13 protein-coding genes are annotated in these 14,741 nt (G+C 66.9%); 12 read left to right on the top strand and 1 reads right to left on the bottom strand.

Features of this window, described 5'->3' with window-relative positions; all coding sequences use genetic code 11:
- Positions 1-91 precede the first annotated feature (91 nt).
- Positions 92-1,294, bottom strand: coding sequence for a PLP-dependent aminotransferase family protein (locus ABFG95_RS14160; RefSeq protein ID WP_049077171.1), 1,203 nt, complete (start codon positions 1,292-1,294; stop codon positions 92-94).
- 167 nt (positions 1,295-1,461) lie between these two features.
- Here ABFG95_RS14160 and ABFG95_RS14155 point away from each other — a divergent pair, with 167 nt between their 5' ends.
- The 12 genes from ABFG95_RS14155 to clsB all read left to right on the top strand — a co-directional run bounded on the left by ABFG95_RS14155 (position 1,462) and on the right by clsB (position 14,733).
- A complete protein-coding gene (locus ABFG95_RS14155) occupies positions 1,462-1,947 on the top strand; it encodes a GAF domain-containing protein (protein WP_348996024.1) in 486 nt (161 codons plus the stop codon).
- Between the two features lie 308 nt (positions 1,948-2,255).
- Positions 2,256-3,149: a 4-hydroxy-tetrahydrodipicolinate synthase gene (gene dapA, locus ABFG95_RS14150; RefSeq protein WP_238909635.1), complete on the top strand. Its 894-nt coding sequence runs from the start codon at positions 2,256-2,258 to the stop codon at positions 3,147-3,149.
- A 124-nt stretch (positions 3,150-3,273) separates the two neighbouring features.
- Positions 3,274-4,050, top strand: coding sequence for a sterol desaturase family protein (locus ABFG95_RS14145; protein ID WP_054419898.1), 777 nt, complete (start codon positions 3,274-3,276; stop codon positions 4,048-4,050).
- Complete coding sequence (locus ABFG95_RS14140; protein ID WP_059272856.1) at positions 4,034-4,942, top strand: fatty acid desaturase; 909 nt, start codon at positions 4,034-4,036, stop codon at positions 4,940-4,942. Before ABFG95_RS14145 ends, ABFG95_RS14140 begins: the two co-directional genes overlap by 17 nt.
- Before the next feature lie 35 nt (positions 4,943-4,977).
- The gene (locus tag ABFG95_RS14135; RefSeq protein WP_059272855.1) at positions 4,978-6,909 is read left to right on the top strand and encodes a StlD/DarB family beta-ketosynthase; all 1,932 of its coding nucleotides are present in this window, start codon (positions 4,978-4,980) and stop codon (positions 6,907-6,909) included.
- Positions 6,906-7,802, top strand: coding sequence for a hypothetical protein (locus tag ABFG95_RS14130; RefSeq protein ID WP_049077159.1), 897 nt, complete (start codon positions 6,906-6,908; stop codon positions 7,800-7,802). Before ABFG95_RS14135 ends, ABFG95_RS14130 begins: the two co-directional genes overlap by 4 nt.
- Before the next feature lie 127 nt (positions 7,803-7,929).
- Positions 7,930-9,213: a putative Na+/H+ antiporter gene (locus ABFG95_RS14125; protein ID WP_049077157.1), complete on the top strand. Its 1,284-nt coding sequence runs from the start codon at positions 7,930-7,932 to the stop codon at positions 9,211-9,213.
- Between the two features lie 262 nt (positions 9,214-9,475).
- Positions 9,476-9,793 (top strand): FmdB family zinc ribbon protein, encoded by a 318-nt coding sequence (locus ABFG95_RS14120; protein ID WP_049077155.1) that lies wholly within the window; start codon positions 9,476-9,478, stop codon positions 9,791-9,793.
- 17 nt (positions 9,794-9,810) lie between these two features.
- Complete coding sequence (locus tag ABFG95_RS14115; RefSeq protein ID WP_049077153.1) at positions 9,811-10,473, top strand: DUF502 domain-containing protein; 663 nt, start codon at positions 9,811-9,813, stop codon at positions 10,471-10,473.
- A 40-nt stretch (positions 10,474-10,513) separates the two neighbouring features.
- Complete coding sequence (gene aspS, locus ABFG95_RS14110; protein WP_336728728.1) at positions 10,514-12,301, top strand: aspartate--tRNA ligase; 1,788 nt, start codon at positions 10,514-10,516, stop codon at positions 12,299-12,301.
- Positions 12,302-12,658: 357 nt separating this feature from the next.
- A complete protein-coding gene (locus tag ABFG95_RS14105) occupies positions 12,659-13,525 on the top strand; it encodes an endonuclease/exonuclease/phosphatase family protein (RefSeq protein ID WP_049077149.1) in 867 nt (288 codons plus the stop codon).
- Entirely contained in the window at positions 13,522-14,733 is a 1,212-nt protein-coding gene (gene clsB / locus ABFG95_RS14100) for a cardiolipin synthase ClsB (RefSeq protein WP_049077146.1), read from the top strand. The genes ABFG95_RS14105 and clsB overlap by 4 nt, the downstream gene beginning before the upstream one ends.
- Positions 14,734-14,741: the final 8 nt, after the last annotated feature.

Raw genomic sequence — 14,741 nt, 5'->3', positions numbered from 1 at the left:
GAAAGAAAAGGGAGGAAAGCCGACAGCATAAAACAACGGCCAGGCATCGCGCCCGGCCGTGGGACCGTCAAGCCTGGTCAGGACCCGGTTTTCAGGCCGTGTATTCCTTGAGCAGCTTGCCCAGGATGGCGATGCCGGTGCGGATCTTGTCTTCCGGCACGGTGGCGAAGCTCAGGCGCAGCGTGTTGGCGCGGCCGGCGCCGCTGTAGAACGGCGCGCCCGGCACGAACGCGACGTTCTGGGCGATGGCCTTTTCCAGCAGCTTGGTGCTGTCGATGTGCTCGGGCAGCGTCACCCAGATGAACATGCCGCCTTCGGGCTTGGTCCAGCTGACGGTGGCGGGAAATTCGCGCGCGATGGCGTCCAGCATGCAGCTGCCCTGGGCGCGGTAGATCTCGCGCACGTTGGGCAGGTGCTCTTCGAGGAAGCCGTCCTTGACGATTTCGTACACGGCCATCTGGGTCAGCGTGGGCGTGTGCAGGTCGGTGGCCTGCTTGGCCTGCACCAGCTTGTTGATCAGCGGACGGGCGGCGGCGATGTAGCCCAGGCGCAGGCCAGGGGCCAGCACCTTGGAGAACGTGCCCAGGCGCACGACGTTGGCGCCGTATTCGGCGGCCAGGGCGATCAGGCCCGGTTGCGGTTCGCCGGCGTAGCGCAGTTCACCGTAGGGATCGTCCTCGATGATGGTCAAGCCGAGCTCGGCGGCGCGCTTGACCAGCGCGATGCGGCGTTCCAGGCTGAGGGTGCGGCCGGTGGGGTTCTGGAAGTTGGGCAGCGCGTACAGGAAGCGGGCGCCGGCGGCCAGCTCGGGGGTGATGGCCTCGGGAATCAGGCCGCCGTCATCGGTGGGCACCGGCACGTACTTGGGCTGGTACAGGCTGAACGACTGCAGGGCGCCCAGGTAGCTGGGGTCTTCGACCAGCACCTTGCTGTCCTTGTCGACCAGCACCTTGCCCAGCAGGTCGAGCGCCTGCTGCGAGCCGGACACGATCAGGACCTGGTCGGCGGCGACGTTGGCGCCGGCGCGGTTCAGGTCGTCGGCGACCCATTGGCGCAGCGGCGCGTAGCCTTCGGTGGGGCCGTATTGCAAGGCCGCGCGGCCATTGGTGGACAGTACCTTGTCGAATGCCGCACGCACCACTTCCACCGGGAAGCCGCCGGGCGCCGGCAGGCCGCCTGCGAACGAAATGACTTCGGGGCGCTCGGTGACCTTGAGGATCTCGCGGATCGCGGAGCTGGTGAGTTGCAGGGCGCGTTCGGAAAAGGCGAACGTCGGTTCGAGAGGCTTGTCCATGGTTTGCTTCTTAATCAAGAAGGGAGTGACGGGGTGATGACAACGGCGCGGTAAAGACGTTACTGCGTAAACTATTGTCCCACAGCGTGGCAAGGCGGCCCCTTTATCGTGGGCAGCCCCTAAAATCACTTGCATCGATAATCGCCTGTACAGTTACATTTAGATATATGTTTGAAGCCGCCCCGATCACCGCCGACTCCAAGGCCGCGCTGTACGCCGAACTGGCCAAGCAGGCCCGCGCCCTGCTGGACGGCGAGCACGACCGCATCGCCAATGCCGCCAACCTGAGCGCGCTGGCCTACCAGGCGCTGCCCGACCTGAACTGGGTCGGGTTCTATCTGTTCGACGGCACCGAGCTGGTGCTGGGCCCGTTCCAGGGCAAGCCGGCCTGCGTGCGCATTCCGCTCAATCGCGGCGTGTGCGGCGCGGCCGCCAGCCAGCGCAAGACGCAACTGGTGCCGGACGTGCACGCGTTCCCCGGCCACATCGCCTGCGACGCGGCCTCGCGTTCCGAGATCGTGGTGCCGCTGGTGCACCAGGGCGAGTTGATCGGCGTGTGGGACGTGGACAGCCCGGTGCCGGACCGCTTCGACGAAGACGATCGCCAGGGCATGGAAGCGCTGTGCGCGATCTTCCTGGCCAGCCTGCGTTGACAGCGTGGCGGCGGCCCGGTAGATTTGCGCATCGGTCGCCCGCGGCCGGTTTCAACCCTTTATTCCATTCATGATTCCTCAGGCCATCCAGTCCGCTTTCCTGTTCCGCGCCCTCGGCGTGGCGACGGTTTGCGCCGGCCTGAAATCCAAAAAACAGCCGCTCATCTGACCGGAGCATGCTGTTCCGTCAGATGGGCGACGGAACAGCGGCCTCACGGCGGCGCCACGGCGCCTTCGCGCGCACCCCCTGGTATCCCGAGCACTTCTGTACGGCCCAACCACGGTCCGCTTACACCGAAGGAGTGTTCATGCAAACTCATCAATCCCCGTTCCAAGGCGTCTGGATCCCCCTGGTGACGCCGTTTTCCGGCGGCGCCGTCGATGGCGGGGCCTTGCGCCGGCTGGTGCGCCATTTCAAGGCCGCGGGCGTCGACGGCCTGGTCGTCTGCGGCAGCACGGGCGAAGCCGCGGCGCTCGATGACGCCGAGCAGCTGGCGGTGCTGGACGCCGTGCTGAACGAGGCCGGCGCCATGCCGGTGGTGATGGGCCTGGCGGGCAATCACCAGGGGCACGTGCTGCAGCGGCTGGCCGCGTTCGGCACCCGGCCGCTGGCCGGCATCCTGGCGCCGGCGCCGTACTACGTGCGCCCGGGCCAGGACGGCGCGGCCGCTTATTTCCGCAGCCTGGCCGATGCCTCGCGTTTTCCCCTGGTGCTGTACGACATTCCCTATCGCACAGGCACAACGCTGGAGACCGCGACATTGCTGTCGCTGGCCGCGCATCCGAACATCGCCGCGGTCAAGGACTGCGGCGGTTCGCTCGACAAGACCCTGGCGCTGATCGCCGACGGCAACATGAACGTGCTGGCGGGCGAGGACCTGCAATCGCTGTCGCTGCTGTGCCTGGGCGGCAGCGGCCTGATCGCGGCGGCGGCGCACATCCGGCCCGACCTGTTCGTGGCCATGTACCAGGCGGTGCGGGCGCAGCAACTGGATCTGGCCCGCAAGCTGTTCCAGGCGCTGGCGCCGGTGATTCAACTGGCGTTCGCCGAACCCAATCCGGGACCGGTCAAGGCGCAACTGGGGCGCCAGGGGCTGTTGAGCGCGGAGCTGCGCGAGCCGATGCCGGCCGCGAGCGCGGCCCTGGCTCGGCGCATGGATGCGGCGGTAGCAGGCTTGAACCGGCAGTTTCCCTGCCAATAGGCGCAACTTCGGCCTGGGAGCGGCAGCTTTGTGGCGTCCGGATTCATTTAGTAATAAATGTCTCACCGCGCGGCTGACGGATTGCTTATGATGCGGCCATTCTCCGGGGTGAAACAAAACGTTCATGGCCCAAGCTTTTGTCGCGTTGTCCGCCTGGCAGGTCATGCTGGCGGGCCTGCTGTTCTTCGGCGGCATCTACCTGCTGTTCGGCGCGGCCACCTGGCTGCTGACCCAGTACATCCTGCCGGCGCTAGGCATCGGCCGGCCGCTCGATCCGCGGCCGCTGGCGCCGGGCCAGTTGCGCCGTGAATTCACGCAGTCGGGCGTGTCGATTCTGCTGTTCGGCACCGGCATGATCTTTCCGTGGGGCCTGCTGCAGCTGGGCTGGGCGCACCTGGATCCGGATGCCAGCTGGCAGAAAATCACGCTGGAGATCCTGGCCCTGGTGGCCTGGAACGACGTGCATTTCTGGATCAACCACCGGCTGCTGCACACCAAGCTGCTGCGCCGTTTCCACCTGCCGCACCACCGTTCGGTGGTGACGACGCCGTTCTCGACTTACAGCTTCCATCCGATCGAAGCGCTAATGCTGGGCAACGTGATCATGCTGCCGATGGTGCTGCATGATTTCAGCTTCTGGTCGCTGGCGTCGGTGCCGCTGTTCAGCCTGTTCTTCAACTGCATCGGCCACGCCAACTACGACTTCTTTCCCAACGTGTCGTATGCGCACTGGTTTGCGGCGAGCCGTCGGCATCACCTGCACCACGCCTGCTACAACGGCAATTTTGGTTTCCAGTTCACGTTCATGGACCGCCTGTTCCGCACCCGGCTGAAGGCCGAGGCGGCCGCGCCCCAGCTGGAAGCTTTCCGGCAGCGAGAATCGCTTGGCGGACGGGCTTAGCAAGACGCGCCGGCTGCCCGCGCTGCGCAACCGGCGCGATTGGCAGAGCCTGGCCTACCTGGCCGCGCTGCCCGCCCTGGCGGCGTGGCAGTGGCTGCATGGCTTCTGGTGGCCGCTGTACGCGCTGATGCTGTTCCTGACGCTGGGCATCGGCGTGATCCACCACAACCACACGCACATCCGCATGTGGCATGGCCGCTGGGCCAACCGCGCCACCGATTTCTGGATCACGCTGCTGCAGGGGCATCCCACTTTCGTGTTCTATCCGGCGCACGTGGCCAACCACCACCGCTACAAGCATGGCGCGCGCGACGTGGCACGCACCTACCGCTTCGGCGGCGACACCAATCACCTGTGGGGCTACCTGATCCATCCAGTGCAGGCCGTGTGGGTGCTGTATCCGCTGTTTTTCGCCTGGCTGGGACGGCTGCGCCGGCACTGGCCGGGCGCGTGGCGCTACTGCATGTGCCAGTACGGCGCCTGGCTGGGGCTGTGGGGCGGCCTGCTGGCCATCAATCCGGTCAAGGCGCTGGTGTTCGTCATCATCCCGCAACTGCACGGCCTGCACTGGCTGCTGGCCACCAACTACCTGCAACATGCGCACGCCGATGGCGGACCGCGCGCCGTCGCCGGCCTGAACTACGCCCGCAACTTCGAAGGACTGGTCAATCCGCTGCTGTTCAACATCGGCCTGCACACCGCGCACCACGAGAATCCGCGCGCGCACTGGTCCGAACTGACCCGGTTGCACCGCGACCACTACCGGGCCCGCGTGACGCCCGCGCTGAACGAGGGCGGCCTGACGCCCTACATGTTCCGCGTGTTCGTGCTGGGCACCTTCCTGCCGCGCTTTCGCAGCCGCTCGTGCATGGCGCCCGAGCACGTGCGCTAGCGCCGCCACTCCATACCTGCCACTAGAGACCCGCCATGCCTATCGCGTTCAATCGTGTCTACCTGGAAAGCGCCGGCTATTTCATGCCGGGCGAACCCGTGTCCAACGAGGCCATGGACAGCTACATCGCGCCGCTGAACCGCATGTCCAGCCGCATCAAGAGCCGCATTCTGGCCGAGAACGGCATCAAGCAGCGCTACTACGCGATCGATGCCGAGGGCGGCACCGTCTTCACCAACGCGCAGCTGGCCGCCAACGCCATCCGCGATTGCCTGCGGCGCAATGACGGCGACCTGGCGGATGTGTCGTTGCTGACCAGCGGCTCGTCCGGCGGCGATGCGCTGATGCCGGGCTTTGCCAACATGATCCAGGGCGAGCTGGCCGCGCATCCGATGGAGACGCTGTCGGTACACGGCATCTGCGCGGCGGGCGTGTCGGCGATCCAGGTGGCGGCGCAGGGCGTCGAGATGGGCGGCCATGCCAGCGCGCTGGCGGTCGCGGCCGAGCTGCCGTCACGCCTTTTCAAGCGGTCGCGCTTTGCCGCGCGCGGCTACGACGCCGACTTCGACGCGCATTTCCTGCGCTGGATGCTGTCCGATGGCGCTGGCGCGTTGCTGCTGGGACGCGGCGGCCGGCCGTTGCCGGGCGCCTCCAAGGGCGTGCGGCTGCGCCTGAAGTGGGTGCACCAGCGCTCGTTCTCGGGCGACTATCCGGTGTGCATGCAGCTGGGCCTGTCGGCCGACCGGCAGAAGGGCCACCTGGACTATCCGTCGTGGAACGAGGCCGAGGCCGATGGCGCGCTGTCGCTGCGCCAGGACATCCGGCTGCTGCCGCACCTGTTCGACATCGGCATCCACGAGTACGCCAAGCTGGTGCGCGACGGTTGGCTGGATCCGGACCAGGTCGATCATTTCCTGTGCCACTACTCATCCGAGAAATTCATTCCGGTGGTCGAGGACCTGATGGAGAAGGCCGGCCTGGTGATCCCGCGAGAGCGCTGGTTCAGCAACCTGGCCTGGCGTGGCAACACCGGCGCGGCGTCGATCCTGATCATGCTGGCCGAGTTCCTGGAAACGCGCGAGATCAAGCCGGGCGAGCAGATCTTCTGCTACATCCCCGAGTCGGGCCGCTTCATGGCGGCCTACATGCTGCTGGAGGCCGAGGCCGCGCATGACGCCGCGCCGTCGGTGGCCGTGGGCGCCACGCCGGCGGCGGCCGGGCGCGAGGACGCCCACAGCGCCGATGCCGACGCCATCGCGCCGCCGCACGATCCGGACATGGCGCCGCAGGGCCTGGGCCAGTTGCTCACCGAACTGGCGGCGATCTGGCACGACTACCGCTCGCGCGTCTGGCGCACGCCGGTGGTGCGGCGCCTGCGCAACCGCCGCTTCGAGACCGCCGATTACCTGAACTGGATGGAGAACTGGATCCCGCAGGTGCGCGAGGGCAGCAAGTGGATGCGCGAAGGCGCGGCCTCGCTGACCGAGCAATATCAGCCGCTGGCTGCGCTGATCGACATGCATGCGGGCGAGGAGCAGAACGATTTCCAGATCCTGTTCCAGGACTACCGCACGGCCGGCGGCGCCATCGACAACATCGACGCGCTGCGCCGCAACCCCGGCGGCGAGGCGCTCAACGCCTATCTGCACAGCCTGGCCGCCACGCGCGACCCGATCGGCCTCCTGGGCGCCATCTACATCATCGAGGGCACCGGCCAGCGCATCGTGCCGGCCCTGCTGCCGCTGCTCAAGGCCAGCCTGAAGCTGCCGCCGGACGCCTTCCGCTTCCTGGAATACCATGGCCACAACGACGAGAACCACCTGGCGCGCTGGCTGACGGCGGTGGAACTGGCGCTGGACTGCGACGAGGACGGCCGCGCCGAGCAGCGTATCGTCGACACCGCGCGCCGCACGGCCGCGCTGTACCTGATGCAGTTTCATCACGTGATGGAGGATGATGCCGCATGAACAAGGAACCGGAATTCCTGGCCAAGGGCCACGATCCCGCCGATCCGAGTCCGTGGCTGGCGCTGTACCTGGATCGCAGCACGCCGCTGCCGGACAAGGTCAAGAAGGCCTGGCTGACCGATTCGAGCTGCGGCTCGCGCCAGTACCTGCTGCCGTTCCTGCGGCCGCTGGCGCGCGCCTGCATCATCCTGATCCAGGTCATCAAGACCTTCCTGCCGCGCCGCTGGTCGCATTCGCGGCTGCTGCATCGCATCCTGGCGTGGGGCCTGAAGCGCTTCGTCTCGCCAGAGGCCAACTGGCTGATCCTGCGGCATTTCCATCTGGGCGCGCAGATCCTGGCGTTCATCGCGGCCAACTCGCCGGTGCGCATCACCACCACGCCGCTCGAACCGATGGAGATCGACGATCTCAAGGACGAACTGTTCGTCAAGCACGACCTCAACCTGTTCAACTTCGTGATCCGGCTGAACCAGGCCTTGCGCGACGCGGGCGTGGAGATGCATGCGCCCGAGCGCGTGGACTTTTCGATGATCCGCGACCCGGATCTCAAGCTCGAGGACATGCCGCAGGGCAAGCTGAATTTCCTCGACCTGCAAAGCGCCATCGAGCTGTTCACGCCGCTCTACCAGCTGATGCTGACCGACAACGACTTCTGGCGCGCGGCCAATTCGCTGCAGCTGGATGAGACCATCGGCATCTACGCGGCCAAATTGCTGGGCGCGCCGCAGCACCTGATCCTGGTCAACAACAGTCATCCGCTGGTGCCCATGTCGACGCTGCGCGCCGGGTACCGGCTGGTGCTGCATGGGCTGTCGACCGAAATGCTGCACAGCCTGCTGATGGAGATGCGCGATGCACAGCAGGGCGGCGAACCGCCCGCGCCTATCGCCTGAAAAGTGGTCGAATCCTAGCGTTGTCCCTGTAGGGCGGGTCGGGTTCGCTACGCTATAGTGCGACCCTTGTCCGCCGATTCGGGGTCGCGTGCGCGCGGCCCGGGTCTTCATTCCGGAAGCGCTTTCGATGCCCCAGCCCATAGAGATCATCGCCACCCTCCTGTTCGTCGTGGCGGTGTTGCACACCTTTTCCGTTCCCATGTTCGCCCGCCTGGCCCATCGCGGCGGGCCGCATGCCGGCTTCTGGCACCTGCTGGCCGAGGTCGAGGCGGTTTTCGGGGTGTGGGCGTTCGCCCTGATCGTGGCGATGGCGGCACTGTCGGGGCCGTCCGCGGCCATCGGCTACATGGACACCCGCAACTTCACCGAGCCGCTGTTCGTCTTCACCATCATGGTGGTGGCGGCCAGCCGGCCGATCCTGGAGCTGGTGGGGTTGCTGGTGCGCGCCACGGCGCGCGCGCTGCCGCTGCCGCGCGAGCTGGCGACGTTCTTCGTGGTGATGTCGCTGGTGCCGCTGGGCGGCTCGTTCATCACCGAGCCGGCGGCCATGACGCTGGCGGCAATCCTGCTGCGTGATGCCTATTTCCGCACCAGCGGCCGCGCCGGCTTCAAGTACCTGACGCTGGGCGTGCTGTTCGTCAACGTGTCGATCGGCGGCGTGCTGACCTCCTACGCGGCGCCGCCGGTGCTGATGGTGGCGTCCACCTTCGGCTGGGACTCGGCCTTCATGGCGCAGCATTTCGGCTGGCGCGCGGCGGTGGCGGTGTGCCTGAACGCGGGCCTGCTGACCTTCATCTGCCGCAAGGCGTTGCTGGAGCGCTCGGTGGGCACGGGCGGTGGAGTCGACGCCCCGGAAGGCAAGGACAACCGGCCGCCCGTGCCGGCGCTGGTGATGCTGATCCACCTGGTGTTCCTGGTGGCGGTGGTGTTGAGCGCGCACCACCCGGCGATCTTCCTCGGCCTGCTGATGATGTTCATCGGCTTTGCCGAGGCCTACAAGCGCCACCAGAACCGCCTGTTGATCAAGGAAGGGCTGATGGTGGGCTTCTTCCTGGCCGGCCTGGTGGTGCTGGGCGGCCTGCAGAAGTGGTGGCTGCAGGACCTGCTGGGCGGGCTGGAGCCGTTCGTGCTGTTCTGGGGCGCGACCGCGCTGACGGCCATTACCGACAACGCCGCGCTGACCTACCTGGGGTCGCTGGTGGAAGGCACCAGCGAAGCCTGGCGCTACATGCTGGTGGCGGGCGCGGTGACGGGGGGCGGTCTGACCGTGATCGCCAACGCGCCGAATCCGGCCGGTTTCGCCATCCTGAAGAACCATTTTCCGGACGGCAGTATCTCGTCCGGGCGGCTGTTTTTGTCCGCGCTGGGGCCGACGGCGGTGGCCGCCGTGATGTTCCTGTTGCCCGTCTGAGGGCGCGGGGCGAGCCCGTCGGCGGAGCCCCCGGGCACCCCGCTGTGGGGACGCCACCGGCCTTTCACGAAAAACCGCTAAAATTCAAGACTTTCCCGTATTTTTCCGGCCGTGCCCGGCCGTTGTCCGGTCCAGCGCCAGTTCCGGCCCCGGGGCCTCCCTTTGGTTTGGAGGACTCCTCGAGCCCCTGGTTTTGCGCAATGGGTTTGCAACGTCTGGCCGACGGTTACTGATACACCGGGCCCGCGCCTGGGAGCCCTCGATGCCCATCTACGCCTATAAGTGCAGCGCCTGCGGCCATGCCAAAGACGTCCTGCAGAAGATTTCCGACGCGCCGCTTTCGGTTTGCCCCGAGTGCGGCCAAAGCACGTTTTCCAAGCAAGTGACCGCGGCTGGCTTCCAGCTCAAGGGCTCGGGCTGGTACGTCACCGATTTCCGCGGCAACGGCAGCGGCGGCCAGCAGGCCACTGGCGCCAGTGCCCCGTCGACGCCCGCTGAAAGCGCCGCGCCGGCGGCCAGCGCACCGGCTGCGCCGGCCGCTGCCCCCGCGCCCGCCGCGGGGCCGTCCACCGCCTCCTGAGTAACCGCGCGATGCGTATGCGCGTCATCAAGAAGTACTTCATCACCGGCCTGCTGATCTGGGTTCCCCTGGTCATCACGGTGTGGGTGCTGGGTCTGCTGGTCGCCACCCTCGAAGGGTTCGTGCCTGGTTTTCTGTCGTCCGAGTCGCTGTTCGGCGTCGACATTCCCGGCTTCCGCTTCGTCCTGGTCATCGTGGTGGTGCTGTTGACGGGCATTTTCGCGGCCAACCTGATCGGCCGCACCATGGTGGACCAGTGGGAAAACCTGCTGGGCCGCATTCCCCTGGTGCGCTCGATCTACAACTCGGTCAAGCAGGTCAGCGACACCGTGCTGGCCCCGAATGGCCAGGCATTCCGCCGCGCGGTGCTGGTGCAGTATCCGCGCGCCGGCAGCTGGACCATCGCATTTGTCACCGGCACGCCTAGCGGCGAAGTGGCCGACCGGCTGCCCGGGGACCACATCAGCGTGTACGTGCCGACCACGCCGAATCCCACGTCCGGCTTCTTCCTGATGGTGCCCCGTGCCGACACGGTGGACCTGCAGATGAGCGTGGACGCGGCCTTGAAGTACATCGTTTCCATGGGCGTCGTCGCCCCGGGTCCGGCCGCGCCGGGCGCCCGGCCGGCGCCGCTCTCTCCGACGCCGGACGCGCAGCGCGCGCCGGGCGTCGACCTGTAACCCTTTACGCTACTACCAAGCACACAACGGAGTTATCCCGATGCGTACCTGCTACACCGGCCAGGTTTGCCGCGACCATCTCGGCCAGACCGTCACCCTGTATGGCTGGGTGAACCGCCGCCGCGACCACGGCGGGGTCATCTTCATCGACTTGCGCGACCGCGCGGGCCTGGCGCAGATCGTGTTCGATCCGGATAACGCCGCCTTCGCCACCGCCGAGCGCCTGCGCAACGAATTCTGCATCCGCGTCACCGGCCTGGTGCGCGAGCGTCCGGCGGGCACCGCCAATGCCGAGCTGGCCTCGGGCGAGATCGAAGTGCTGTGCAAGGAAGTCGAGATCCTGAACGCGTCGGTCACGCCGCCGTTCCAGCTGGACGACGACAACCTGTCGGAAACCACCCGCCTGACGCACCGCGTGCTGGACCTGCGCCGCCCGCAGATGCAGCGCAACCTGATGCTGCGCTACCGCGTCTCGATCGAAACCCGCAAGTTCCTGGACCAGCTGGGCTTCATCGACATCGAAACCCCGATGCTGGCCAAGAGCACGCCGGAAGGCGCGCGCGACTACCTGGTGCCCTCGCGCGTCAACGCCGGCCACTTCTTCGCCCTGCCGCAGTCGCCGCAGCTGTTCAAGCAGATGCTGATGGTGTCGGGCTTTGACCGTTACTACCAGATCACCAAGTGCTTCCGCGACGAAGACCTGCGCGCCGACCGCCAGCCGGAATTCACCCAGATCGACTGCGAAACCTCGTTCCTGAACGAGCTCGAGATCCGCGAGATCTTCGAGAACATGATCCGCCACGTGTTCAAGGTGGTGCAGGGCGTCGACCTGGCCAACCCGTTCCCCATCATGACCTGGACCGAAGCGATGCGTCGCTACGGTTCGGACAAGCCCGACCTGCGCGTGCAGCTCGAATTCACCGACATGACCGACGTCATGCGCGACGTGGACTTCAAGGTGTTCGCCGCCGCCGCCACGGCGCCCGGCAGCCGCGTGGTCGCCCTGCGCGTGCCCGGCGGCGCCGAGATGTCGCGCAGCGAGATCGACGCCTACACCCAGTTCGTCGGCATCTACGGCGCCAAGGGCCTGGCCTACATTAAGGTCAACGAAGTGGCCAAGGGCCGCGACGGCCTGCAATCGCCCATCGTCAAGAACCTGCATGACACCGCCCTGGCCGAACTGGTCAAGCGCACCGGCGCGCAGGACGGCGACATCATCTTCTTCGGCGCCGACCGCGAGAAGGTCGTCAACGACGCCATCGGCGCGCTGCGCGTGAAGATCGGCCACAGCGAATTCGGCAAGAAGACCGGCCTGTTCACCGCGGGCTGGATGCCGCTGTGGGTGGTCGACTTCCCGATGTTCGAATACGACGAGGAAGACGGCCGCTACACCGCCGCCCACCACCCGTTCACCAGCCCCAAGGACGGCCACGAGGACTTCCTCGAGACCGATCCCAGCAAGGCGTTCGCCAAGGCCTACGACATGGTCCTGAACGGCTGGGAAATCGGCGGCGGCTCGGTCCGTATCCACCGCGAGGAAGTGCAGAGCAAGGTGTTCCGCGCGCTCAAGATCGGCGCCGAGGAAGCCCGCGAGAAGTTCGGCTACCTGCTGGACGCGCTGCAGTACGGCGCGCCTCCGCACGGCGGCATCGCCTTCGGCCTGGACCGCATCGTCACGATGATGACCGGCGCCGAATCGATCCGCGACGTGATCGCTTTCCCGAAGACCCAGCGCGCGCAGGATCTGCTGACCCAGGCGCCGTCGGAAGTCGACGAGAAGCAACTGCGCGAGCTGCATATCCGCCTGCGCAACGCAGAGCCGAAGTAAGCCCACCCCCGAGCGCCTGCGGCGCTCCCCCTCAAGGGGGCGCCGCGCGGGACCGGCGGAGCCGGATCCCGGCGGCCTGGCTAGGGATGGTGTCTCGGGTTTGTGGCGTTTTTCTGCTTGCCTTGTGTGTGCTCGGCTTGGGGGCGTCCCGGGTGCGGGGCTTTGCCTGAGCGGATGCGCCTCTGAGCCGCGCCGGGCCCGTTCGCTGCGTTTCAGGGTGTCTCCGAGGTGGGAAGGGTTCATGGAATTGGAGTAATCTGGCAAACGCCGCCTGGGTTGGCGGTGCTTGCCGGGACGCTTCTTTTTTGTGGGCCTCGGTTGGCGGTTTCACTGTCTTGAGAAGGCGCCATCTCCTCCATGTCGCTCATTCGTGTCGTCAGCTACAACATCCATAAAGGTCGCTCGGCGCTGGGTCGTCGCGACTCGTTGAACGAACTGCGCCTGGGCCTTTACGGCCTGCGCCCCGACCTGGTCTTCCTGCAGGAAGTGCAGGGCCGCAACGAGCAGAAATCGCTGCTCGACGCCCAGCACGAGTCGCTGGCCGCCGCGCTCAAGCTGGACGTGGCCTACGGCCGCAACGCGATCCGCAGCGCCACGGACCACGGCAACGCCCTGTTGTCGCGCTTTCCCATCCTCGATCACGAAAACCAGGACATCTCCGATCATCGCCTGGAGCAGCGCGGGCTGCTGCACGCGACCATCGAACTCGACGGCCGGGCGGTGCATTGCTTCGTGGTGCACCTGGGCCTGTTCGCCGGCAGCCGCAGCCGCCAGATCCTGGCGCTGACCGAGCGCATCCGGCGCATGGTGCCCGATGGCGAACCGATCCTGATCGCGGGCGATTTCAACGACTGGGGCGACCGGCTGGCGCCGCTGTTCGTGCAGCAGTTGGGCCTGTACGAGGTGTTTTCGCACGCCCCGCGCAGTCATGGCGGCGAATTGCCGCGCTTGCGCGATTCGGTCAAGCGCCTGAGCAACGCCCTGCGCGGCCTGCCCAACAGCGGCGTATCCGTGCTGGAACGCACCAATCAGCTGGGCATGGACGGCAATTCGCCCCTGTTGCTGCCGCCGCCGCGCACCTTTCCCGCCGTGTTTCCCTGGTTCCGCCTGGACCGCATCTACCAGCGCGGCTTCGCCGTGCGCAGCGCGCGCGTGCTGCGCGGCCGCGAATGGGCGCGGCTGTCCGATCATTCCCCCTTGCTGGCCGAGCTGGAACTCCCGTGAAGGCCGAGCAGGTCAGGCTGGAGTGGACCGACGGCAACGACATCCGGCTGCTGCAGAACGGCACCGACTTCTTTCCGGCGCTGTGCCAGGCGATCGATGCGGCGCAATCCAGCGTGCATCTGGAAACCTACATCTTCATGCTGGACCGCACCGGCGTGAAGGTGCTGGACTGCCTGACGGCGGCGGCCGCGCGCGGCGTCAAGGTGCGCGTGGTGCTCGATGGCTTCGGCGCGGCCGAAACCGCGGATACCCTGCGTGAGCGCTTGACCAGCGCGGGGGCGCAATGCCGCATCTTCCGTCCCGAGCCGCGCTGGTTCGCGAAGTTCATTCCCTCGCGCAGCCGCCTGCGGCGCCTGCACCGCAAGGTCACCATCGTCGATGGCAGCGTCGCCTTCATCGGCGGGATCAACATCATCGACGATTATGACGATCTCGATCCCACCGACGGCATCTCGGCGCCGCGATTCGATTTCGCGGTCCAGGTGCGCGGCCCGCTGGTGACAGAGGCGGCGTACGCGCAGGACCTGCTGTGGGTGCGCCTGAACTGGGCGCGTCTGCGGCGCCATCCGCGCGACTGGAACCGCATGCGGCTGACCAAGCCCAGCCACGCGCCGGTGGCGCCCTGTGGCACCCTGCGCGCCGCGCTGGTGCTGCGGGACAACCTGCGTTTCCGCCAGACCTTCGAACGCGCCTACCTGTATGGCATCACGCAGGCGCGGCGCGACATCCTCATCGCCAACGCCTATTTCTTTCCCGGCCGCCAGTTCCGCCGCGCCCTGGCCAAGGCCGCCGCGCGCGGCGTGCGCGTGCGGCTGCTACTGCAGGGCAAGGTCGAATACCGCATGCAGTACCACGCCACTCGCTCGCTGTACGACCAGCTGCTGCGCGATGGCATCGAGATCTATGAGTACATGCCAAGCTATCTGCATGCCAAGGTGGCGGTGATCGACAACGTCGCCACGGTCGGTTCGTCCAACCTGGATCCGTTCAGCCTGCTGCTGGCGCGCGAGGCCAATGTGGTGGTCGACGACCAGCCGTTTGCCTGGGACCTGCAGGAACGGCTGGAAGCGGCGATCCAGGAAGGCGGGCGCTTCATCCGTCCGTTGGAGTATCAGCGGCGGGGGTGGGTGCGGCGGTGGGTGGATGCGATGTCGTATACGTTGCTGCGGATCGGGGTGGCGTTGACGGGGACGTCGGATAAGTATTGAGCCGGCGG

It is taken from the genome of Achromobacter sp. HNDS-1 (assembly GCF_040084795.1).
Classification (GTDB): domain Bacteria; phylum Pseudomonadota; class Gammaproteobacteria; order Burkholderiales; family Burkholderiaceae_B; genus Achromobacter; species Achromobacter ruhlandii.
Note: the sequence above shows the minus strand (reverse complement) of the source record. Positions and strands in the feature narration are given on the sequence as shown.